Origin of the sequence: Actinoplanes xinjiangensis (assembly GCF_003148685.1) — a bacterium.
Taxonomy (GTDB): domain Bacteria; phylum Actinomycetota; class Actinomycetes; order Mycobacteriales; family Micromonosporaceae; genus Actinoplanes; species Actinoplanes xinjiangensis.
In genome coordinates this window covers 22,185-45,101 of sequence record NZ_QGGR01000036.1, presented here as the reverse complement: position 1 = coordinate 45,101, position 22,917 = coordinate 22,185, and the positions used below count along the sequence as shown (strand labels likewise).

Sequence of the window (22,917 nt, the reverse complement as noted above, 5' to 3'; positions counted from 1 at the left end):
CGCCTCGAAAGATCCCTGATGAAGCGCGTGAACTACGATCAGAAGAAGAATGTCGAGAACCCCGATGGTCGGATTTTCGTTAGACCGTTAACAGTAATCGGCCCGACACGAGCCAAGCCGACCGGCCTTGAGTTTGCCGCGCGCTTTGCTGCTCAGCCGGATGCCAGGAGATCGTCGCGCAGCGAGGCCAGGGTTCGCAGGCCGGTAGCCGTGTCGGCGAGCCAGTAGGACCAGCCGTTGGTGCTGCCGCCGTGCGCGGCGTCGCTGGCCCCGGACAACGAGTCGTAGAAGGTGCCGTCAAAGGCGATACGGCCGTCGGTCAGGACCATTGCTTCGACGTCGTCAGTCGGGTTGATCAGAACCGCACCGGCAATGAGCGACCCGGCATCGAGCAGATCGCTCACACCTACCGCGTACTGCTTTCGGGCCGGGACCGCGGTGACCGTCGGGGCTCCGGCGGCCGGATAGACCGGCGCGTACTGCTGGTCGGACAATCGCCCGAAGGCCGTGCGGACCACGTCTGCCATCAACTTGCGGCGTTGTGCGAGGAACTCGTCGTAGGGCAGCTCGGTCCAATCGTCGGGCAGAGCGTGCCACCGGACCTGGGTGGCCAGGTCGGCGTTGCGTACCCCCTTCTTGGCGATTTGGTCGGGCCAATACACCGATGGCGGCTGGTCGGAGATGGCGATGTTGTCGTGCCACTCGACGAGGGCCATGTTCGCGATCTGGTTGATCTGCTTCGTGCCGGCGACTTTCTGCTTACGCAGGTAGGCGCGGGGGAACAGGTGGTGCCGCTCGATGCCCTTCTTCGCGGTGACCGCTGGGTCGAGGCGGGCCCGCACCTTGCCGGTCGACAGCAACGCGTCCGCGTCGACGATGTTCAATGCCGCGATGTAGGCGAGCAGGGCGGGCGACTTCGACGCGGAGCTGGACAACTCGTTGGGCAGGGTGATCTCCCAGAAGTCCGTGGTGAGGGTGTCATCGACGATCTTGCTGAGCACGGCGACGAAACCGTCGGCATCACCGTGGACCACGTTGACGAGGCCGGAGAGATCACGCTCTACCTGGGTCTCGAAAGATCCGGAGTACCGCGATGTCGTGTGTGCCATGAAGAACCAGCGTGCGATGACCTCGCGGAGCCGGGCAACAGGCACGGCGTAGTCGACCCGGCCGATCAACCACAGCGCGTACGAGAAGACGATTGCGTTCTCACTGGAGATCATCTTCTTGCCGCGGAATCCGGCTCGTTCTAGGCACAGTAGGAATTCGTGCCAGTTCGTCAGGTCGAGGACGTGGTCCTGCGCCTTTGCCAGCCGTGCGAACTGGGCGTCGCGCTGCTCCGGAGACGGCTTGCCAGTGTCCAGGTCTCGGCCGCGTAGCAGCGTGTACATGTGCTTGAGGACCGCGCGGCGGAACGCCACTGCGACGGTAGCCCGCAGCAGTTGCGGCGGCTGCGGCTGGATGTACCAGTTGAATGGGGACGCACCGGTGAGCGTGGGCAGGCGGCAGGCCCGGCAGAACTCTTCCAGGTCACGCCGCCCCTTCTCCCAGAAGACCGACATCAGGGTGAGGATGAAGTCCGCCTGGATCAGCGTGACGCCCTCACTGTTGATCCGTACGAAGATCTCGGCGACCTGCTCCTGGTCCGCGGTCGCGGCCAGCTCGACGACCTTGAACGGGTAGTACTGCAGGTCGTAAAGACGGTCGATGGCATCTTCGAGCTGCTCCTCTTCCGCCTCGTCGACCTGTCTGCGGGAGGAGATCGCCTTCAGGTACGCCTTGGTGGTCGCTCGTTTGCCACCTTGCTGCCACAGCGCGCTGATGTCGGCGATGAACTCGGGGTCCTTCTCGATCGCGGCGTCGGTGACGGCGAACGTGGCGTCCGACGGCCGGAATGCGATGCGGATGCGGGTCTGTGAGTAGTCGTCGCGGAGGACGGTCGCGCCGGTCATCACCGCGAACAGTGAGGTCAGCCGCTGTTGACCGTCCACGATCAGGTGGTTGGGAACGGTGGCCTTGGTGTCGACGCCGATCTGCCGTGCGCCCGCGTCGGCGCCGGTCTCCCAGAACAGCAGGTAGCCGACCGGGAAGCCTTTGTACATTGAGTCGAACAGCGCTCGGACTTTCGCGGCTTGCCAGACGAAGGGCCGCTGAATGTCCGGCAAGGCGACCTTGCCGAGACCGATCGACTGGACCAGCAGGGAGACGGTGTAGGTGGTGTCCTTGTAGAGCGTCTCGGCCATCAGCGTCCTTCCTTCGCGGAGCGAGAAACCTCGGCGGCGCCATTGCGCATGGACCGACACCGTACGCTCCGATGGCGTACCCCGGAGCCGCCGACACCCGCACGCCAGTAATGGACCAAAGGTGTCGGACCCAAGCGCTACGGTGACCATCATGGCTGTGGACACCGTGCTGGCGATACCGGATGGGCAGACGATCCGCGACGAGTTGCAGCGATTGGTGCTCGCTGATCTCCTCGGCCCGCTGGGTGGGCCGGACGAGGAGTTTCCGACCCGGGAAAACCCTCTCGACCGGTACATCCTCGGTCGACTGGCGCCCAATGGCGTTCCGGTTGATCCCGACACGCAAGATGAGCTGTCAGATGCTGCGGCGCCCGACATGCTGGAAGGCGACGCGGAGCCCAGCGCACCCAACGTTCCCAGCCTTACCCCGTCGGCTCTCGGTTTCACCGCCTGCGTTGGGGGAGATGTCACTGCCCTTCGGGTGAGCGCGAAGTGGGGCCGCTACGAGCGGACCAAATCGCAACACGAGGAACACGCGGGGCGACCGGTGTGGCGGCGTCAGCAACACGGCGGGACGATCGTCGTGCCGCTCGCCGAAGGGTTGCTGGACGCGAAGGCCGTCGATGCCGCGCAGCCTGACGTGGTGATCCGCGGACGCGCCCGCCTTGTGAACGGAACATGGCTGGTTTCTCTGTTCCTGGAGAACCGGCAACCAGCCCCAGCCAGGCGCGATACCGGGCCATGGATCTTTCAAGCCGAACTGTCGGCAACAGGCGTCGACGACCATCCAGCGTTCCTGCCTCGTCCGGAGCAGGTGTCCGGTGGTGATGCCTCGGACCAGGCCGAACGGCGCCGGCTCGCGATGGCGTATCGATTCTGCCCCGAGTTCGCCGTCGGTCACGGCGCTGCGGTCCAGGCGGACCAAGCTGCCGATCCGATGCGCGCACATACGATCAGCACGCGAACGGTCCCGGATCACGAGGCGCCCTTCACCGACGTCCCCAACGCCAAGGACGACCGTGACCTGCCGGAGCTCGCCGACGTAGAGCTCGACATGAAACGGCTAGCCGAGCTGGCTGGTGGTCCGGTCGAGAAACTAACCGCGGCGCTACAACCGCTGGTTGACGGCTACCGCGCATGGATCGGCCGCAATGAGGACAGCATTGACGACCCCGAGCGCAGGCTGGGGGAGTACCGGTCTGCGGCCAAGAATGCAGTGCAAGACGCCCAGCGGGCTGCCGACCGGATCGCCGCGGGGATCGATGTTCTGGCGACCGATCCAGTGGCACGCCGCTCGTTCGGCTTTGCGAACCGGGCCATGTATCTGCAGCGTGTACACAGCGTCCTAGCCGCCGGCCGGCGCGAGCACCCGACCACCACGCTTGAGGCAGCGTTGGCGGTCGCCGACCGGCCTGACAACCATCGCTGGCGACCGTTCCAGCTCGCCTTCGTTCTGCTCAACCTTCCGGCGCTGGCCGATCCTCGGCACGCTGAGCGAACCGAGGATCCCAGCAAGGCAGTGGCTGACCTGCTCTGGTTCCCCACCGGCGGCGGTAAGACGGAGGCGTACCTAGGCCTTACCGCCTTCACCATCGCCGTCCGCCGTCTTCAGCCGGCGCATGGCGGTCTAGATGCAGCGAACGGCTTGGCCGTTCTGATGCGCTATACGTTGCGGCTGCTGACGATCCAACAGTTCGAGCGGGCGGCGACGCTGATCTGCGCGGCGGAGATGCTTCGCCGCGAGGATGTTGCCACCTGGGGCGCGACGCCGATGCGGATCGGCCTGTGGGTCGGCGGACGTGTCACCCCCAACCGCACCGATGATGCCGAGGAGTGGCTTGCGCAGCAGCGACGTGGACGCGGGATGGCGACCCGGGGCCAAGGGTCTCCTCACCAGCTGACAACCTGCCCGTGGTGCGGCACCGGCATTGAGGCTGGTCGCGACATCTCTGTCGAACCCGTCTACCGGCGCACGTTGGTGATCTGCCCGCAGATCGAGTGCCCATTCAGCGAAACCGGCGGGTTCCTGCTACCAGCCGATGAGAAGGGCCTGCCGGTGCTCCTTGTGGATGAGGAGATCTACCGACACCCGCCGGCGCTGATGATCGCCACCGTTGACAAGTTCGCCCAACTCCCCTGGAAGGGTGAGACTGCGGCGCTGTTCGGCCGGGTCGCCAAACGGTGCGAACGGCACGGCTATCTGACAGAAGATCTCGAACGCCTTGAGTGGGAGGCACCCAGCCACCGGATGAAGGGCGGCGCACCGCCCGCTCGGATCGTCGACTGCGAACGTCTCCGCCCGCCAGACTTGATCATCCAGGACGAACTCCATTTGATCTCCGGGCCACTCGGATCCCTTGTGGGTCTCTACGAGACCGCCGTGGACCGGCTGGCCAGTTGGGAACCCGAGCCGGGCCACTGGTCGAGGCCGAAGGTGATCGCGTCCACCGCGACGGTTCGCAGGGCTCAACGACAGATCAGCGATCTGTTCAACCGGCACACCGAGGTGTTCCCGCCATCCGGCCTGGACGCCGGTGACAGCTTCTTCGCCCGGCAACGGACCGCTGAGGACCGGCCCGGCCGGCGATACATCGGGATCTGTGCGCACGGCAATCGGATCAAGTCGACCCTGATCCGGGTGTACGTATCGGTGCTCGGCGCGGCTCAGAAACTGCACGAGACGTACGGCCGCAACCCCGTAACCGATCCGTACATGACCTTGGTCGGCTACTTCAACAGCCTGCGCGATCTCGGTGGCATGCGCCGACTGGTCGAGGACGATGTGTCTACCCGGCTCATCCGTGCAGACGAACGCGGGCTGGCCCGCCGCTACGACCCGCTGCTGAAAGAACTTACCTCCCGGATGTCGTCGGATGCCATCCGGCCACTACTCGACCAACTCGCCGTCCGATTCACCGGCACCCGGCCCAAAGGCAGCCCACCACCCATTGACGTGCTCCTGGCCACCAGCATGATCGCGGTCGGCGTCGACGTCGCCCGCCTCGGCGTCATGGTGGTCGCCAACCAACCGAAGTCGACCGCCGAATACATCCAGGCCACCAGCCGCGTCGGACGTGCCTCGCCTGGCATCGTTTTCACCGTCTACAACTGGGCCCGGCCCCGCGATCTATCGCACTACGAACAGTTCGAACACTTCCATGCCCACGTCTACCGGCATGTCGAAGCTCTGTCCGTCACCCCCTTCGCGGAAAGAGCCATCGATCGCGGCCTCACGGGCGTCCTGGTGGCACTCGTACGCGACCTCGAGCGCACCTACAACGGCAATCTACGCGCGCAGGATTTCGACCGGCACAGCAAACTTGCCGATCACGTCGTGCGGTTCCTCAAACGACGCAGTGACGTGGCCGGCGATAACAGGATCCGGCAGCGAGTCGAGGACGACTTGGAAGCACGTCTCGACCTTTGGGCGCGAGAACGCGCCGTGCCCGCCCGGCGCCTGGCCTATGACAAGCCGTTCCGTAGCGATGACATCGCCGGACTGTTGCACCGGCCCGAGGAGGGGCGATGGCGGCAGACCACGTGCCCCACGTCGCTCCGCGACGTCGAGCCTGGCATCCAACTTCAGCTTTTGGCGGGCGGCGTAGTCGACGAGAATCCGCCACCATTCGTCCCCCGTAACGGAGGCACGACAGGGGTGACTCAGTGACCGAGCCTCAACGCAACAACCAGCGCGTAGGGGCACTGCGCCCCAACCAGTTGCTGCACACCTACGGCATCGGCTCCGTCGCCGATCTACCGAGCCTGTCGGTCATGACGCTCGGCCTGGAGCACTGGGAACTCGCCCGCTCGGACCTGGTGACAGAAGACCGGCTACTGGCCGCTATCCGAGTGAAACTCGGCCGCCAGGTACAAGCGCTGCGGTTGCCTCCTCACCTGCCCGAGACAACCGACCCGTTCGGTGAATGGGCCCGCGTCGGAGTACCTGTGGCGCTCTTCCCCACCTGGCTGCGCTGCTCCGATACCCGCTGCAACCGGCTCGCCCGTGCGGACGCCGGCTTCTTCGAACTACTGCCCCACGCCTATCTGCCGGACAAAGTCCGTTACGTACACTCCTGCCGAGGCAACGGGGGCCGGCGTCCCACCGCCGTTCCGGCTCGATTCGTACTCGCCTGCGGTAACGGCCACCTGGACGACTTCCCATGGTCCTACTTCGCCCATCGCGGCGTCGATCCCGGTGCCGGACATTCCTTAAAGATGTCGGAACGCGGCAGCACGGGTGAAGCAGCCAACATCTTCGTCTCTTGCGACGAATGCGGTGCGTCCCGGCCGATGTCCGACTCCCTGGGAGTCCTTGCGGAGCAGAACCTCCCTGCCTGTCGTGGGCGCCATCCGCACCTAGGCACCTACGATCCTTGTGACGTCCCCACCCGCACCCTGGCACTCGGTGCCACTAACAGCTGGTTCGCCATGCAGCTTCGGGTATTCAGCCTTCCACGTGCGGACCATCCCGTCGACCAGGTCGTCGCCGAGTTCTGGCAAACCTTGCAGCTCCTCGCCGGCCTCGATGCCGCCACCGCAAAGATGCTCATGCCTACCCAAACCTGCTGGCCCGAACTCGAACCGTACGGCGTCGACCGAGTGTGGAAGGCGATCGGCGACCGGGCCAAAGCCGACCCCGAAGCCGAAGACGACAGCGACGACCTCGACCTTCTCAAGCCCGAATGGCTGGCCTTCACGGCTGGCACCGGAACCGAGCTGCCCGATTTCACTACCCGTCCCGAACGAGTGCCGCCCGTCCATCGCGATTGGCTCAAGCAGGTCGTCCTCGCACCCCGGCTGCGGGAAGTCGGCGCGCTCTACGGATTCACCCGAATCGACGCGCCCGAGTGGGACGTCCTCGAAACGTCCGACCTCCGCCGGGCGCAACTGTCGATCAATGACCCGACCTGGGTACCGTGCGCCGAGATGCGCGGCGAAGGCATCTTCCTGCGTTTCGACGAAGACCGCGTCGCCGCGTGGGAAAACCAACCCGAAGTCAAACAACGCGAGCAAACCCTGATCAGGGCACACGAGCTGTGGCGGGCACAACGCCAGCTACCACCCGGAGGATGGCCCGGCCTCCGCTACCTGCTATTGCACACTTTCTCCCACGTACTGATTCGCGAGGTTGCCCTGGAATGCGGCTACAGCGCCGCTGGCATCGGCGAACGGGTCTACGCCCGGCACGGTGAGCCCTTCACCGCGGGAGTGTTGCTCTACACCGCCGCTCCCGACAGCGAAGGCACGCTCGGCGGTCTAGTTTCACTCGGCCGGGCCGATAGGCTTGGTCCCCTTATCGAACGGGCATTGGAAGCGGCCCGGCTGTGCAGCTCCGACCCGCTCTGCGCAGAGCATGACCCCACGATGCACGGTCGGCTTTCAGGAGCCGCCTGCCATGCCTGCCTTTTCGCCTCGGAAACCTCGTGCGAGCGCGGCAACCACTACCTCGACCGCGCTCTGCTCGTGGACACCCTCGTCGACAGCGGCTTCGGGTTCTTCGCCTGATGAATCACGAGATCCTTGTTGACACCATCGCCGGCATCGCGGCAGACCTGCCGCCTGCGCACATCTCCGCGTGGGCGGCCGTATTGATGTCTGTAGACAAGCCAAGCGCTGCTGTCGAGGCCGCGCTGATAAATGCCCGTCCAGGTTTCTCCACGAGCACGCACGCCCGGAGCCTTGTGCAGGCCTGGGACGCCACGGCCCACAAGCTGCCGGGCACAGCAATCGCGGTGGCGTTGCGCAGTGCCGCACTAATACAGGAGCAGGCGGCGTCCCGGCGCACCGACCTCGTCATCAGCGGGCCGATCAGTCCGTCTGTCTCAGTACGCCTCACCAGCTCGGTGGTGATCGAAGTTATCCGCGCGGCGAGGAACTCTCTACTCATCGTCAGTTTCGCCGCCTACGGCGTCGCCGAGGTTATCGCGGAGCTCGGTGCCGCCGCCGCCCGCGGCGTACGGGTCGACCTTGTCCTTGAGGGATCCGTTGGTAATGGGGGCACCCTTCGCGGCCCTGCCGGTGCTTCGGCCGCTTTCTCGCAGCTAACCGATAGCGCTACCTTTTGGCACTGGCCCGCACACCGCCGTGCCGCAGCGGCCAAGTCAAGGTCAGCGCTCCACGCGAAGATCATCGCCGCGGATACTGCCATCGCCTTGATCAGCAGTGCGAATCTCACCGACCAAGCCCTGTCCACGAACCTAGAGGTTGGCGTAGTTATCAAGGACCCGATGGTGACCCAACGCCTGGTCCGACATTTCGAAGCCTTGATGGGTGAGGGTGCAGGCGTCTTGGAGCGCACGTCTCCAGGACGCTGACGACCGCGTGGTATCGCCGCCGTCAGGAGCATCACCGCAAGTTCGACCGCGATCCGGCCCTGAGACATTCATTCATGCCGGTGTATCTGTTCGTGTGGCCTGAACTCCTGCAACCTGGAGTGGTCGAGTTGTGACTCTAGGTTGCTGGAGGTGTGTGTGGATCTCAGCCCTGCACTACAGCAGCTGGTTCGTCCGGGAAGTGTGGTGATTGAGTCGGACCACCGGCTCGCAGAGAGGGTGCAGATCGCTGCGAAGAACCTTGGGATTGACCGGCCGCACTACGGTCCGCCGAAACCGCTGAAACCCATCAGCGCAATGCACCAAGTCTTGGTCGATGTCACCCCGATCGAGCTTCTGCACGAAGTCGGGCGAGCGACCGTCTTCCAGGAGCGTGCAGCGCTACGCGACATCCAGCGGATCTGGGCTCAACTGCGGTACTGCGACGCCTTCAGCTACGGAAAGGTAAAACTGCCGCGTGGTCGGCACCTATTGCGGATGTCCGAGGACGCGCTGGCGAAACGCTTCCACCATGCCAACGTGCAATCCGAAACTCTGGGCATCGGCTTCGCGATCATCCTCGCCCGACACGTCCTGAGCCACGGCGACCCAAGCTGGACCTGGATCCCAGTGGATGCCGAGATGGTCCTGGACGCCGGCTTCGACATCCCGGAGGGGCGACTGCGCCCGTACAGCCGTAAGGACACGAAACTACGCCCCGACTACTTCCTTTTCGGGCACAAATCCGACGGCCTGCTGTCGAGGACTCGCCTCGTGGTCCTGGAATGCAAGGGCACCCACTACCAGAAGAACGTCCTCGAACAACTCAGTAAGGCGGCGTTCCAACTCCAGTCTGTCCACGTCGGCGGGGCAACGCCACCAGGGCTCATGATCTCCACCGTCCTGGAAGCCGAGCGCATCACCGTACACATCCTCGACCCTGACGGCGACGACGAACTGTGGCAAGGCGACCCGGCCGAACTCAGCGACGAAACAGACCAGCTCAATTTGAGCCGGACACCCTCGCCCGAGAACCCAGTCGACAACGAAGCGCTCCCGGAACAACTCGATCTCTTTCCTGGCCTCGGCCCGGCACTGCAGGTTTTCCCCGAGCCTGCTGGAACCGCCTCGCTCGCGGAGGTCTATCCAATTCCCGCCGAACAGAAAGGCTGGTTCGCTCGCGTGCTGAGCCGTACGGCGGCAGCGGCCTCCCTACTCTTCGCCGGTGACCAAACCCGCGCGCAGCGCCTCATCAGCGAACGCCAACGCCAGCGGACATTCGGAAACCGCGAACCCGACCTACCCGAGCTCCACCACCGCAACACCGGCATAGGCATCGCCAGGGGAACCTCCACCACAGTGCGCTGGACAGGCGGACGACGCCTCGAAGTTTTCAACGGCATCGACGTTGCGCTCCTCACCTCCTTGAACGAGCACGGTGCTGGCGAATACGTGTCCCGTACCCGCGCCGGGAAACCCGAGATCGACGGCACCGGCGACGAGGTCTTCCTCCGCGCAGGAGACGGAACTGTCACCGGATTCCGCCTCCTACCCTCATCGCGCCGCCGCCGTCGCATCTAGCCCAGATGTGCGCGGTACGCAATTCAACCTAGGCCACTCAATGCGAGACTTAGCCTGAATGAAACACTTCGATATCAGCGTTCAGCATGGTCCGCGGGCGGCCAGTCATCCAAGGCGTTTGTCACCACTGGATCGTTTGGTGCCGAGAACCGGCCTGCCAGCGGATATGCATCGCCGAGTCCGTAGGGCGCTCTCGCCGTGAGGGTTTCGACCTGCGATAGAGCCACCGCCAGGGGTATCCGTTCCTGTTCCACGCGACGATGGTGTTCCCATGACCGCGACGTCAGGCCTGCGTACAGCGCTGATTCATCTGTCGTGAGAAATGGGACAGGCCGCTGTTCTCGGGCGCTCAGCGGCTTCCCGAACCTGTCTTCGTTCGTTCCGAGGTGTCCCCAACGTTCGAACGCAGCCATGTCCATGAACAGCGACGTGGCAGGAACTCCGGCCGCACGGAACTCGTTCAAGATCTCCAGGCCGTCCGCATCCATGTCACCCCAGTAGAAGACATGCTGAGCGGCGGCGAGCCACGGGAGCGCGGCGATCGCGCCGGCGCCGCGCCCCATGCCTTCCACACCGATGGCGGAGGTCAGCGGCGGGAAATGGATCGCGGTGTCTTTGTTCTCGGAGATCACCACGATTTGCGGCAGGTACATCGGCGACGCGGTGTCACCGATGGTCACCGAGTCGTGGCGCCTCCGGCCGGCGGCGAGGTGATCCGGATCGAGGTAGGTGAAATGGACCCGGGGTGGATGTGGCGGCAACAGCCCTAGACTTTCGCGTCCGCAGAGACGTCGAACCAGTTCTTGCCGGGTGTTGAGCCATTCCGCATGCAGCCCTTCGATCGGCACCCTTCCGATCTCCTGGAAGGACGGAACGTTCCAGAGAGCCACGATGCGAACGGTGCGGCGTTCAGCTCAAGCTGGACCGTGCCCGGCGTCGTCGGCATCAACGCTTCGGTGGTGCCGGCTTTCTGGCGGGCGGCTTGCTTGAGGTCGAGCCGGGACGAGACTGCGGCGGGAACCGGCTGTATAGCTCGTATGTACCCCAGACGGCGTCGGCGGGCTGCTTCGCCGAAGCACGGGTGCGTAAGTGACCGGGGCCCCAGGCCGGCTGGCTCCCCGGCGCGACGGCCAGGCGGGTCGATCGCAGCGCCGATGCATTACCGTGCATTACCCGGACATCAGCCGGCCGTCTGCGGATCAGGAAGAGATCGTCTCGTGCTTTTCGTCGTGGTCGCGGCCGGGCATGCGGTCCCCGAGGACGGTGCTGGCTCTGCGGCGTTCCTGCTGCACGACAACTGGGACGACTGGTTCCGCTTCGAGACGCTGTACCAGCTGGTGGTGCGTGATGAAGCCGGCCAGCTGACCGACGTGGGCCAGGTCAAGATCGGCCAGTTCGGTATGGGGCAGGACCAGAAATCGCCAGCGCTGCCTGACTCCTTCGACCAGCTCGACGAGAGCTTCTTCTCGGTGGGCCAGGACGGCGCCTACTACGAGCAGCTGAACCGGCTCGGGGAGCACGTCCGGTCCGAGGTCCTGACTGCGTTGCACGACTTAGCGGCCGACGATGATCTATATCCTCGGGCGCTGGCGGAAGAAGTCACGACCGTCTCGCTGCTGCGCGCAGTGACCCATACGAGTGTCGTGGGCCAGTTCCGGCGCCAGGCCCGCGGCGGCCTGCATCTGACCCGCTTCCGGTTCACCTATCGCACGCCGCCGCCTGCAGATCTTCCGGATCTGGGTGCCGTACTGGAGTTCGACGTGGTCCCCGAGTCCGAGCCGCCGACGAACATTCACGTTCTCATCGGATCGAACGGTGTCGGCAAGACCCACCTGCTGCACCATCTGAGCCATGTCGTCGCGGGTGAGCTGGCACCGGTCGCTGACGGCGAGCCGGGCACCTTCACCTTCGACGCCGACGGCGATCAAGCGGACAACTTCACGAACGCGATATCGGTGAGCTTCAGCGCCTTCGACAGGTTCGAGCCGATCGGTGGAAGTAATCCCCGGTACGCCTACATCGGTCTCAAACGGGTGCGGCGGGACAAGAAGAGCGGGAAACCGCTCCCGCCAAAGGACCACCGGACGCTGGCCGGCGAGTTCGGCAGGAGTGTTCAAGCCTGCCGTCAGCCAGCACGGCGGGAACGGTGGCAACGCGCGTTGCAGTTGCTGGCCGGTGACCCGATCTTCGCGGATGCCGGAGTGATCGAGCTCGCTGATCTGGCGACAAGTGACGACGTGGGCGATACGGCACGTGACCTTTTCCGTGACCTGAGCTCCGGTCACAAGATCGTGCTGCTGACGATGACGCGTCTGGTCGAGACCGTCGAGGAGCGTTCGCTGGTTCTTCTCGACGAGCCGGAGGCGCACTTGCATCCGCCGCTGTTGGCCGCGTTCGTTCGTGCGCTGTCGGATCTGCTGATCAACCGCAACGGGGTGGCCATCATCGCGACCCATTCGCCGGTGGTGTTGCAGGAGGTACCACGGGTGTGTGCGTGGAAGCTGCGGCGAGCCGGTGACGTGCTGGTCGCTGAGCGGCCCGAGATCGAAACGTTCGGCGAGAACGTCGGGGTGCTGACCAGAGAGGTTTTCGGTCTGGAAGTCACCCGGTCGGGTTTCCATAAGGTGCTGCGGGATGCGGTCGCGCAGGGCGAGTCGTACGGGGTGATCCTCGATCGGTTCGACGGCCGGCTCGGCGGGGAGGCCCGAGCTCTGGTCCGCGGGCTGATCGCCGTCCGGGAGTCCGGCGGGGTGCTGTGATGTGGAGCCTTCCGAAACCCCAGCACACCGCTCAGGAAACCTACGAGGCCGCCATCAGCCGGATGCGCGACAAGGACCTGCATGCCGTGTACCGCTCGGCGACCGGCACGGTCACCGCTGCCGCTGCGAACTACGCGGCCGCGGCCGAGCAGGGCCTGGCGCACGCACTGCTCGGGGAGCACTTCGAGGCCGGCGCCGTCACCCGCAAACAGATGATCACGCTATACGACGACCGGATGGCCCACCCGAAGGGACCCGCCCGGCACATCTATAACGCGATCCGGGCCAGAGCGCCGTACGACCGCTGCCCGTCGTGCGGGCACCGGGACGCGCGGACCCTGGATCATGTCCTGCCGAAGACGAAGTTCCCCGCGCTGGCCGTGACGCCGCTCAACCTGGTGCCAGCCTGCCACGAGTGCAACAAGAGGAAAGGCAACCAGGTCGCCGCGTCGGCCGAGACGGCTGCGGTGCATCCGTACTACGACAGCTTCGACACCGACCGGTGGCTACACGCGGCCGTCGAGCAGGACCGGCCGCCGGCCGTGCGGTACTTCGTCGAGGCACCGCAGCACTGGGCAGCCGCCGATCAGGCCCGTGCCCGGCATCACTTCGACGGGTTCGGGCTCGGCGCGTTGTACACGGCGCAGGCCGCCCAGGAACTGGCGAATCTGGAGTACCGCCTAGGCCGGCTCGCCGCCGCCGGCGGAGCCGACGGGGTGCGCGACTTCTTGCAGGAGAACGCCGACAGCTGCCGACATGCGCGCCTGAACAGCTGGCAGACGGCTATGTATGTCGCGTTGAGCGAGTCGGACTGGTTCTGCGACGGTGGATTCAAGCTCGGCTGAATCCACCGTCCGGCCGCGAAGGAAATCATGCGGCCGGGGTGGCGCGCGGTCCGCCGTCTACAGCTCGAGGCCGAGGTCGTCTTCGTCGTCGGCCTCAGCCGCCACGTCCGCGTCCTCGGGGGCCTGCGGGCCGTCCTCGGCCTCGTCGTCTTCGGTGGGCAGGGCGTAGCGGGTGGTGAGTGTGGCCAGATGCAGGATGAGCGGTACGCCGAGCGCCGAGGTGTAGTCGTCGGAACAGGACCGCTGTTGGTGCAAGAAGGCCGCCCAGAGCAGGCTGGTCTCGTCGTCGGGTTTGGCGACGACAGTGAACTGCACCAGTTCCGGGTTCCAGGCCGCAGAGCCGGGGTTGAAGTGATCTCGTTCTTTCACCTCTTGCTCGTCTGATGCGTCCGGCTTGGGTTCAGTCTTGGTGTGGTGCGGGGTCAGCTTGGCCAGCTCGACACCGATCTTGTTGTGGGTGACCGGCTTCTCGACGGTGCTGTAGAAGACGCGGGTGTTCTCGAGGTCGAGGTGCTGGGCGTCGTACCAGAGCCCGGCGGAGATGCCGGTGCTGTCTGGCTGGGCCGCCCACGCCTGCGGTGTTTCCATGCGATCGTTCCCGCTGACCCGGACCAGCCGCATGCGTTCGCCGAACGTCGCCACGGGCTGGCTCACCCCGTCGGCGAACTGAATGCGTTCGGCCTCGAGGTGGGTGTTCTGTAGCGAGGGCAGCCGGTTGCGGATGTTCTGGGCATCGACCACGACCAGGGTCTCGTCGGGGCGCAGCGCGCTGAGCGTGCTACGGACGAAGGCCGCGACGGCAACGGTCTGCTCCTGTTCGGTCCGGGGCATGTCCAGATCGTGGTAGCCGGCGAGATGCTTGAGCAGCTGCGGATACGGCACCCAGCCCGTCATGCCTTTAGCGCGGCCCATGACGCAGGGATTGCCAGGGCGGATCAGCACGGCGACGGGGATGAACAGTTTGCGGGTATTGGTGTCGTCCTTGCGGCGTTTGACGATCCAGAACGCGATCTGGTTAAGGCCATCGGGGATGTCGAGGCCACGGGCTTCGGGCACGAACCGCATGCCGACCTGCCGGAACAGGTCCAGCCAGGCGGCTTCGGCCCGGTGCCCGACGGTGGCGTCCTCGGCGTCCTTTTCGGGGCTGATGAACTGGCTGACCGCGCCGGCGTCGGCGCAGCCCAGGCGGATGGCGAACTTCGGATCGGTGGTGCGTCGCCAGAACGCGTCGCGCCCATCCAGGACGACCAGTGCCGCATCGGCCGCGCCACCCTGCTCACGTCCCCAGGCGGTCAGAGCAGCCGCGACTCCGCTGCGCCGGGCCGTGACGGCGGCGTCGTGCTGGGCACCTTTGCGGGGCGTGCCGCCGCCGCCGAGCGGGCCACCCAGGTCGGACAACAAACGGGCGCGGACGGTAAGAGTGAACCCATCGACGTTCCACGTCCACGTGTCCGCGTCGGCGGCGGTGCGCGGCGGCAAGTCGAGTAATTCTTCGACCGTGTCGAGAAGCAGGTTCCGCATGGTCCGGGACGGCTGATCGAGCAGGGCCACGGTCAACCCTTGCGCGCCGGTAACCTCGGCGAGCCGCTGCCGGCGCAGCCGGGCGTTGGCCGCAGTCTCGGCCCGACGGGTGACGCGCGCCTGGGCGAGCTTCGCCTCGTAGTCGGCTTCCGGCAGCTTGGCGCTGTTGCTGCGCGGGATGCTCGTCAGCTTGGTGAAGGTGTTGCCGGCCCGCTTGATGCCCGGCACCTTGTGCAGCGGGCCCGCCAGTTCGAACTGAGGCGCGACGACGCCCTCGACCCAGGCCAGCAGCCGTCGCCGTTCGGCCGGCATGATCCCGGTGCCGACCTCGTGAGATCCCCGCATGGTGGTGTGATGGACGACCGCCGCGGTGACTCCGTCACGTTCGGGAAGCCACAGGTCGGACTGCCGGCCGAGTTCCGCGGCGTCGGGCAGCTCCGCGATGATGTTGAGGCGCGACAGCATCTGCTCGGGGCCGGAGTTCACCCAGCTCAGCGCGTCGATCTTGGGGTTCCATTGGACGCGGGCTACCGCGAACTTGTCGGGCACGCTGGCGCCAGCCGCGAACGGGTTGGCCGACAGCAGGTAGACAGAGGCCGCGTTGCGGCCTTTCGGCCGGACCGCATTCGTGGTCCAGCGGCGCACACCAACGTTGACGTGCAGGCGGGGTCGCGGGTCGAACGGGACGGTTCGCAGGGCGATGCGCAGGTAGGCGCTGTAGAGCCAGGAACTCGGATTCTTGCCTTTGGTCTGATAGGTCAAAGGTGGCCAGGACACCAGTTCGGCGCCGTCGGCCGACGGGTTGGCCGCGACCTGCCGGAACCGCAGCTGCCCGCCCTCGTGGGTGTAGGGGCGCCGGGCGGAGTGCTGCGCGATCTGCCAGGCGATAGCGTCGGGCAGCAGCGTATAGAGCCGCGCCTTGGGTACGGCCGTGCCGCCGTCCGAGGTGGTGCATTCGAGCAGGTCGACCTTTTCTGGCCGCCACTCGAGTTCGGCAGCATCCAGCGCTTTGATCGTAGGCACCACGAGCGGCCTGGCGATGTCCTTGCGGGCCAGGTCGTAGAGCCAGGCGTTGAGCAGGGAGCGCAGCACCGGCGGTGGGCAGGCCGTCTTGGCGTACAGCCAGGGGTCGCCGTCGCGGACGCTGGTATAGGTGGCCGCCGAGATCAGGTCGGGTGCGGCGACGCGCAGCAGAGCGTTGAGCCGGCGGATCGGGATCCGCCGGGTCGGGGACAGCATGCGGTCCGGGTAGTTCGCCGCGTGCAGGCCAGCGATGCGCTCACGCCATTCGTCCGGGAAGGCCAGTGTCTGGAACGTGGTGGTCATCGGCAGGCGTGGAAGCAGCACAGCGGGTTGCTGACGGTCGTAGACCATGCGGGGTCCTTTCGGGGGCGTGCCAGGCTGGTCAGCCCATGGCGCGCAGCGCGTCGTAAAGGGGCTGGTAGAGGGCTCGCACCAGGGAACGGTCGAGCGGGTCGACGGCGCTGGCCGGATCGAAATACGGGTCGAGCTCGTGGATCATGCTGCGCAGCAGGCTGGTTTCGGGGGTGTCGGCGCCTTTGAAACCGGCCTCGCGGGGAGAGAACGCGCCGTCGACGAAGTAGACGCGGGCGGCGACGCCGCCGCGGACGAGCCGGCCGATGACCTGCCAGATAACGACCAGTTGGTCCCAGGTGAATGAGGATTTCTCGTCGGCGGGCAGGCTGGTCCAGGACAGGCGGCGGGTCAGGTAGCGATGCCAGCGGCGGCTGGCTTCCTGCCTAAACCGGACGCCGGCCGCGTCCGGGGTGCCCTGGGCGAGGACGAGTTGCTGGAACGGGCGGCCAGCGCCGCGGTATTGGCGAACCGCCCAGTCGTTGATGGCTTGGGTCGCCAGTGTGATGTCGTCGGGCCGGTGGTGCGGGCGGGCCAGGAAGTAGACGCTTCCGATGGCGGCTTTACCGCCGGGGGTGACGATGTTGTGGCCGCGTTCGACCGACAGCAGCGGCGCGATGAGCAGTTGCCCGCCAGCGTCGGGGAATGTGGTGATCTCGCCGCGGCGCAGGTAGCGGCGCCCGTGCTGGGCGGACAGGGTGTTCCAGGAGTGGTCGAGGTCGGTGTCGTCAGCGACCAGCACAGTGACGTTGCCGGCCCACTCGGGCTGGCTGTTGAGGTAGGTGCCGGCGTGCGCGGCTTCGGCGTAGCTGCCGACCAGCAGCAGGATCCGGCGTCGTTGCGGGTCGGGAATGGCGTCGAGTTCCTGATGCAAAAGGGAGGTCGCGCCGGCGAGAGTGCGGTCGGGGACAGCCAGGGCGTGCAGCATCTGCTCGAGCTGCTGCGGGCGTCGTTGCGGGTCGACGCCGGAGAGCCGCAACGCTTCGGTGCTGTCGGGCCGGTACAGGAATTCGGTCCGGAACCGGCTCTGCTTGATCGCGGCGATCTCGTGGTCGTGCGGGCGCAGGATCGCATCGACGGTGGCGTGCAGGTGGTAGCGGCTGGAGGTGCCGGCCCAGCTGGTGGCCGACATGAGCAGCACGTTGGGGCCGGGCCGGTCGTCGATGGCGGGGATGCCGGTCAGTTCCAGCAGCAGTTCTCGGCCGACTCCGTTGCAGCGGAAGAACCGCAGCTCGCCGCTCTGCTCCCCGTCGGCGTTGCGTTCCCCGGCCTGGAACTGGAAGCCCAGCACGTTACCCATCGGCGACTCGGGCACGATCGGCATGTAGTCCTTGGGCGGCCGCCGGGAGAGCACGTTCGAGGTGGCTTCCAGGTTCAGAGCGGCCTCGACCCTCGGCCACAGGGTAGTGACGAAGTTGAGTCGGTTGTGCAGCACGGCCAGCACCAGGGTGAATTCGAACCGGTCGAGGTTGGCCTCCCCAGCGCCGAGCACCGGGCTGTCCCCGGGCACGAGCTCACCGATGAGGGTGCGCAGACGGTCGCGCAGGTAGCGGCGGCCGGTTTCGCCGCGTTGCGCGTGCAGCAGCTCGGTGGCGGTGTTGACCAGCGAGTTGACCAGGACGGTGACCGTGTCGTCCGGGCCGGACGGCTGCACCGGGGAGAGCGGGTTGTCGCGGAACCGGTCGAGGACCTGGTCGACGCGGGCCATCGCCGCCCGTTGCCCGGCAAGGTCGGTATCGTCGGCGGGTTCATCGCTGTTCTGGTCGCGGCGCAGCTGGGGGAACCACTCGTTGAGCAGCCACTGGTGAAGGGTCATCGCGGAGAAGTAGTCCTGGGTGATCCAGCGACGCAGCGGCTCGTTAGTGATCAGCATCGAGTAGATGCGATCGGTGGCGGCGATGACGGTGTTGAGCGCGTTGCCCCAGTCGTCGATGTCGTAGCGCGACAGCTGCAGCCGGGCCTGACGTGCCAGCTCGGTGAGTTTGTGTTTCCCGACCTCGTCCAGCCAAGACTCGCTGCCCTGGGCGACCAGGGTCGCGGCCGGCGCGAACGCGGTATCCAGCTGCATCTGGACCCGGTCGGCCTCGTCCACGATGATCAGGTCACTGCGCCGGCAGGCGAGCTCGGCATAGCGGATGGTCTTGCTGGTCAGGTGGGCGGGCACCCGGCTGTGCACGAGCGAGGCCGGGGTGGCGACCCACACCCGGGCGGTAACCAGGTCCCGAGCGCCGTTGTGGCGCGGGCAGCTATACCAGAGCGGGCACCCTTGCCGGGCCAGCCCTCGCGACCTGCCGCCGCCCGCCGACGTGCTGGCACCCGCGCCGTCGGCCTCCGGGTCGGCGTAGAGGCGGTCACACGGTGCCTCCCCGATGCGCAGCGCGCGGCGGGCTTCGAAGCCGCGCAGCGCATCCAGCGGGCAGGCGCTGGACAGGTAGGCGAAACCGGGATGCTGGTGGGCCAACATCGTTTCCGCACCGGCTTCGGCACGGCGGTGCAGGCGCTGGATATTGCGTTCCAGGGTGGAATGCCCGAGCACGGGAGCGGCGGGCACGCCGAGCCGGTTGAACTGGGCGGTGATGGTGAGCATCTCGGCGACGTCACCGACGACGATGGTGACATGACGCCGGCAGGCCGGGTCGGTAGCCAGGTGGTAGGTGAGGATGTCCCGTATGGTCGACTTGCCGGCGCCGACCATGCCGACCATATGCATGAGCTGCTCGATACGCAGGTCACTGCTGACCACGTATTCCCGGGCGGTCTCATCCCGGGTGAACAGCGCCACCCGGTCGAGACGGCGGGCCCATTGGTTGGTTTTCCCGCTGCCCCGCTCTTCGATGTCGTCCATCACCGCCGCGGCCGCCCTCAGCTGCTCCCAGCTGGCGGTAATCGGCGCCCCTTTGCCCGGAGGCAGCGCGTCGAGATCGTGGCGCAGCGGCGTGCTCTGCTCGACCAGCACGGCGGGGATCCGAGCGGAGTACCGCTGGTCACGGACCTGGAAGACGTGCTCGCCCGCGCCGGCGATGTTCAGCTGGTGGCGTTCCAGCGGCGGCGGTGAGCTCAGCAGCCGCTGAAACGTCTCGAATCGGCTGGCGGCGCGAGAGGGCTGCTGCCGCCGGGGCGGGGAGTCGAGGCCGTCGAGGTCGAAGCCACGTAGCCGGATCTCGACCTCACGGTAGAGCGCGAGCGAGTTGCGCCAGGTGTAGCGGCGGGCGCGGTCCCACAGGTAGTGCCGGGCACGGCGGATCATCAGCCGATCCCGCGGGCTGCGCACGTCACCGAACGCTTCGCCGTAGGGGTAGCCGCTCAACAGTGTCCACGCGTCACCGGCGGCCCGGTGCGGCATCACAGTGTGTAGCAGGTAGAGGCCCAGTTCGACGTCCAGCAGGTCGCTCAGCTGTAGGCCGCTACTGGTACGCGGCCACACCGGGGACAGTTCGGCCATCAGCTCCTTGTGCCAGCTGCTCCGGTCACGCATCAGCGGCCTGCCCGTCGAGGCGGGTCAGGGTCCGCGAGACGTGCCGCAGGAACTGGGTGTCGCTCATCAGCCGCAGCCGCGAGGCCACCTCGGGCGGGCAGTAGTGCTTGAACACGCGCGCGTAGTCCTCCCGGTCGGCGAAGCGATACGCCGGAACCACGAGATACGCCTCGTCGTAGCGGGGCTGATGGCGCAGCGCGGTGGCGGTGTGCCCGAGCAGGGCGGGATTCGCCCGATCCTTGACGTCGATCGCCCAGACCGCCTTGTTCGGCAGGGTGATCCGCAGGTCGTAGGCGTCGCACCCGGGCCACATCTCGGCCGGGAGCCCGCGGCGGGCGAGCGCTTTCTGCAGATCGATCTCGGCGAGGCCCGGCCCGGTGATGAACATCCGCAGCGGCGCCCGCAGCTGCAGGACCCCACCGGTCGCGGCCGGGTTGATCTGCCCGCCGGGGGTGGGCCGCTGTTCGCGGCGGCATCGATCGAGTTCGCACCGCCAGCCGGTTCCATACGGTTTGAGCAGGCAGCCGCAGCGGGCACAGGTCGTGAACGTGCCATCACCGGCCCTGAAGGCCGCGGGGGCGGGCTCGTAGCAGCGCTTGACGGTCTCCATGACCAGCCCCAGGTCCGGCGCCTCGCCGAGCAGTATGGCCATCTGCACGCCGGTGAGCACCGGATGTTCGACTAGGAGCTGCCGGAACGCCGTGTAGGCGGCCGGTGCGCCGGCGGCCTCGCACTGGATGAATACGTCCCGGATGACCTCGTTCTCGAACAACTCGGCCGCAGCGTCCTGCGCGGGGACGTGCCACTCGTAACACAGCTGGGTCGGGGTTCGGGTGTCGGCATCGACGAGGTACTCCTCGACCGGTTCGACGTCGTCGGGAAGCTCCAGTGGCCACTGGCCCAGCGGCTTCGTGGCGGCCCACTCGGCCAGCTCGGTGACACTCGCCGGCGGTGCCGTGCCGCGCAGCAGGCTCTGCACCACGACGTGGTTATAGGCCTTCTGCACGTTGTCCGAGTACACCGGCTCCGGGGTCCGCGCATGCCGGGACAGGTCGATCACGGCGGTCGCGACCAGGCGCAACAGTTTCACGCCGGAGAACGCGGACAGGTCGGGCGGTGCAGTGGCGGCTGCGGGCACACGGGACTCCAGGGCTACTCCGGGGCGAGGGTGGATGGACACCATCTACGTACCGGACAGGTACGACAGTTTTCGCCCGGCCGCGCCGGAAAGTCCGTGTCGTCGCGCCAGGGCTGGGCGAGTTTACGCAGTACCTCGCGCGCTTGTGCCAGATTCGCAGGCTCATGCGGGTCGAACGGCACCAGATCGGAGGACCCCGGCCGCAGTACCTCGAGTTCGACCCGGGCACGGCTGACGTCGCCGCCCAGCAGCCCGGCTGCAAGGACGGTGGTCGCCAACGCGAGCTGCGGGTACAGCTCCAGGACCGGACGGGTGCTCGCCGGCCGCTGCGTGGTCTTGGTCTCGCGCCAGACCCAGGCGCCCCTGTCCCGATAGACCAGGTCAGGTGTGGCGATGACCATTGCCTGGGCCGAGGTGTCGTGGAAGGCAAAGGTGGGTTCGACGAGTAGCCCGGTACCGGTGTGCAGAGGGCAGACCAGTGCATGGTTGGCCAGCATTTTCACGCCCGCCCGCACCTCGCGCTCGTCGAGGTCCCACCCCTTCACCCACTCGTCGCCGTCGGGCAGGTCCGCCGCCGAGCACGGACGGGTGCCGGTGGCATGTCGCTGTTCCAGGACGTTGTGGACGGCCTTGCCCAGCCGCGCATACCGGTCGTACTCGTTGAGGCGGGGCAACGACATTGACTGCAGTCGGTACCTGGCCGGGCAGCGTTCGTAATAGCGCAGATCGCTGACCGACACCTTCCGCAGCCGTGTTCGTGGGTGGGCCACGACGCCGAGCAGATTACCGGTGCGAGCAACAGCCGGGCAGGCGGCCTTGAGTCGGCACTTCGGGCAGTCGCCGCCCGGCCGTACACCGGTGCCGTTCAACAGGACTGAGACTTCCTTACGGCCCTCGGCGTTGTACTTATCGCGCGCCTGGGTCGCTGTGCCGTCGAACAGGATCTCCCGGGAGCCGTCGAACAGCCCGACTTCCAGAACCGTCACCTGGTCTGGCTTCGGTCCGTCGAAGAGCTCGAACGGTTCGTTCCAGTACTCGCCCTGCCGGGCGGTCGACCCGAAGGCGGTGACGTAGCTAGCTACCGCGACCTCCTCCTTGGTGCGTCGCGTCGGGTCGGCGCTCTTGAACCGCAGCAACCGCAGTTCCCGCCGCGAGCCGTCGGCGGACTGATACCGCCGGCCCCACGACCAGAGTTCCCGGACCACCTCGGACTCATGCTGGATGGCCCACATCCGCCGATGCAACACCAGCGGTGGCCGATCGGCGGTAGCCGTCAGGTAGGTGTCGACGGCATGGGCGACATAGCGGCGGGGATCGGCGTCCACCGGCGACGGAAAAGCTGTGTCCATAAGGCCGAGCGCAACGTCGAGTGGCTCGCCGGACTCAACGCGGTCGAGTACGTCCATGATCAGACTGAGCACCATCGGCGGCTCGTCCACATCGATGTAGTTCATGGCCCGCAGCCCCGGTCGGGCTTTGACTGCTCGGCACGTCGGGCAACTGTTTCCTGAAGCGCTCAGCTGCGACGAGGTGACCCGCAGGAGATTCGGTGATCCGCGCAGCCCCGATGGCACCATCCATACGGGAGCCAGATCGTCACCGGAACGCGGCCGAGGCACCAAGCCGGCCACCGCCGGGGCGGCACGGGCTGCGGGCGCCGCCGCTTCCTC

The 22,917-nt window shown here is 66.6% G+C and carries 12 protein-coding genes; 6 read left to right on the top strand and 6 right to left on the bottom strand.

Translation table 11 applies throughout. From position 1 onward, the window contains the following. Positions 1–152 precede the first annotated feature (152 nt). Positions 153–2,243 carry a GmrSD restriction endonuclease domain-containing protein gene (locus tag BC793_RS42990; protein WP_109602406.1) on the bottom strand — a complete coding sequence of 697 codons (2,091 nt, stop codon included), beginning with the start codon at positions 2,241–2,243 and terminating at the stop codon, positions 153–155. 151 nt (positions 2,244–2,394) lie between these two features. Here BC793_RS42990 and drmA point away from each other — a divergent pair, with 151 nt between their 5' ends. From drmA to BC793_RS42970, 4 genes are all read left to right on the top strand, one after another. Then, positions 2,395–5,910, top strand: a complete 3,516-nt coding sequence (drmA, locus tag BC793_RS42985; RefSeq protein WP_146246727.1) for a DISARM system helicase DrmA — start codon at positions 2,395–2,397, stop codon at positions 5,908–5,910. After that, positions 5,907–7,748: a DUF1998 domain-containing protein gene (gene drmB / locus BC793_RS42980; protein ID WP_203896599.1), complete on the top strand. Its 1,842-nt coding sequence runs from the start codon at positions 5,907–5,909 to the stop codon at positions 7,746–7,748. Before drmA ends, drmB begins: the two co-directional genes overlap by 4 nt. Then, positions 7,748–8,557 (top strand): DISARM system phospholipase D-like protein DrmC, encoded by an 810-nt coding sequence (drmC, locus tag BC793_RS42975; RefSeq protein ID WP_109602404.1) that lies wholly within the window; start codon positions 7,748–7,750, stop codon positions 8,555–8,557. The genes drmB and drmC overlap by 1 nt, the downstream gene beginning before the upstream one ends. 156 nt (positions 8,558–8,713) lie before the next feature. After that, a complete protein-coding gene (locus BC793_RS42970) occupies positions 8,714–10,135 on the top strand; it encodes a hypothetical protein (protein ID WP_146246726.1) in 1,422 nt (473 codons plus the stop codon). Between the two features lie 74 nt (positions 10,136–10,209). On the opposite strand, the gene BC793_RS42965 is transcribed toward BC793_RS42970, so the two are convergent. Continuing rightward, the gene (locus BC793_RS42965; RefSeq protein ID WP_158319549.1) at positions 10,210–11,025 is read right to left on the bottom strand and encodes a DUF2220 domain-containing protein; all 816 of its coding nucleotides are present in this window, start codon (positions 11,023–11,025) and stop codon (positions 10,210–10,212) included. Between the two features lie 36 nt (positions 11,026–11,061). On the opposite strand from BC793_RS42965, the gene BC793_RS42960 reads away from it, so the two are divergent. Then, a complete protein-coding gene (locus tag BC793_RS42960; RefSeq protein ID WP_203896598.1) occupies positions 11,062–12,894 on the top strand; it encodes an AAA family ATPase in 1,833 nt (610 codons plus the stop codon). Continuing rightward, entirely contained in the window at positions 12,894–13,739 is an 846-nt protein-coding gene (locus BC793_RS42955; RefSeq protein ID WP_109602400.1) for an HNH endonuclease, read from the top strand. The genes BC793_RS42960 and BC793_RS42955 overlap by 1 nt, the downstream gene beginning before the upstream one ends. A gap of 57 nt (positions 13,740–13,796) precedes the next feature. On the opposite strand, the gene BC793_RS42950 is transcribed toward BC793_RS42955, so the two are convergent. Genes BC793_RS42950 through BC793_RS42935 form a run of 4 tightly spaced genes read right to left on the bottom strand, consistent with a single transcriptional unit; the run spans position 13,797 to position 22,701 of the window. Then, entirely contained in the window at positions 13,797–16,634 is a 2,838-nt protein-coding gene (locus BC793_RS42950; protein WP_109602399.1) for a pPIWI_RE module domain-containing protein, read from the bottom strand. Between the two features lie 31 nt (positions 16,635–16,665). Further along, positions 16,666–20,109, bottom strand: a complete 3,444-nt coding sequence (locus BC793_RS42945; RefSeq protein WP_109602398.1) for a pPIWI_RE_Z domain-containing protein — start codon at positions 20,107–20,109, stop codon at positions 16,666–16,668. Beyond that, a complete protein-coding gene (locus tag BC793_RS42940; protein WP_109602397.1) occupies positions 20,102–21,247 on the bottom strand; it encodes a pPIWI_RE_Y domain-containing protein in 1,146 nt (381 codons plus the stop codon). The genes BC793_RS42945 and BC793_RS42940 overlap by 8 nt, the downstream gene beginning before the upstream one ends. A gap of 14 nt (positions 21,248–21,261) precedes the next feature. Continuing rightward, the gene (locus tag BC793_RS42935; protein WP_158319547.1) at positions 21,262–22,701 is read right to left on the bottom strand and encodes a PD-(D/E)XK nuclease family protein; all 1,440 of its coding nucleotides are present in this window, start codon (positions 22,699–22,701) and stop codon (positions 21,262–21,264) included. Positions 22,702–22,917: the final 216 nt, after the last annotated feature.

Bases quoted from the DNA above. Each gene is read 5' to 3' on its own strand.
- BC793_RS42950 (WP_109602399.1), bottom strand. From the start codon at position 16,634: ATGGTCTACGACCGTCAGCAACCCGCTGTGCTGCTTCCACGCCTGCCG.
- drmA (WP_146246727.1), top strand. From the start codon at position 2,395: ATGGCTGTGGACACCGTGCTGGCGATACCGGATGGGCAGACGATCCGC.
- drmC (WP_109602404.1), top strand. From the start codon at position 7,748: ATGAATCACGAGATCCTTGTTGACACCATCGCCGGCATCGCGGCAGAC.
- BC793_RS42955 (WP_109602400.1), top strand. From the start codon at position 12,894: ATGTGGAGCCTTCCGAAACCCCAGCACACCGCTCAGGAAACCTACGAG.
- BC793_RS42935 (WP_158319547.1), bottom strand. From the start codon at position 22,701: ATGAACTACATCGATGTGGACGAGCCGCCGATGGTGCTCAGTCTGATC.
- BC793_RS42990 (WP_109602406.1), bottom strand. From the start codon at position 2,243: ATGGCCGAGACGCTCTACAAGGACACCACCTACACCGTCTCCCTGCTG.
- BC793_RS42945 (WP_109602398.1), bottom strand. From the start codon at position 20,109: ATGCGTGACCGGAGCAGCTGGCACAAGGAGCTGATGGCCGAACTGTCC.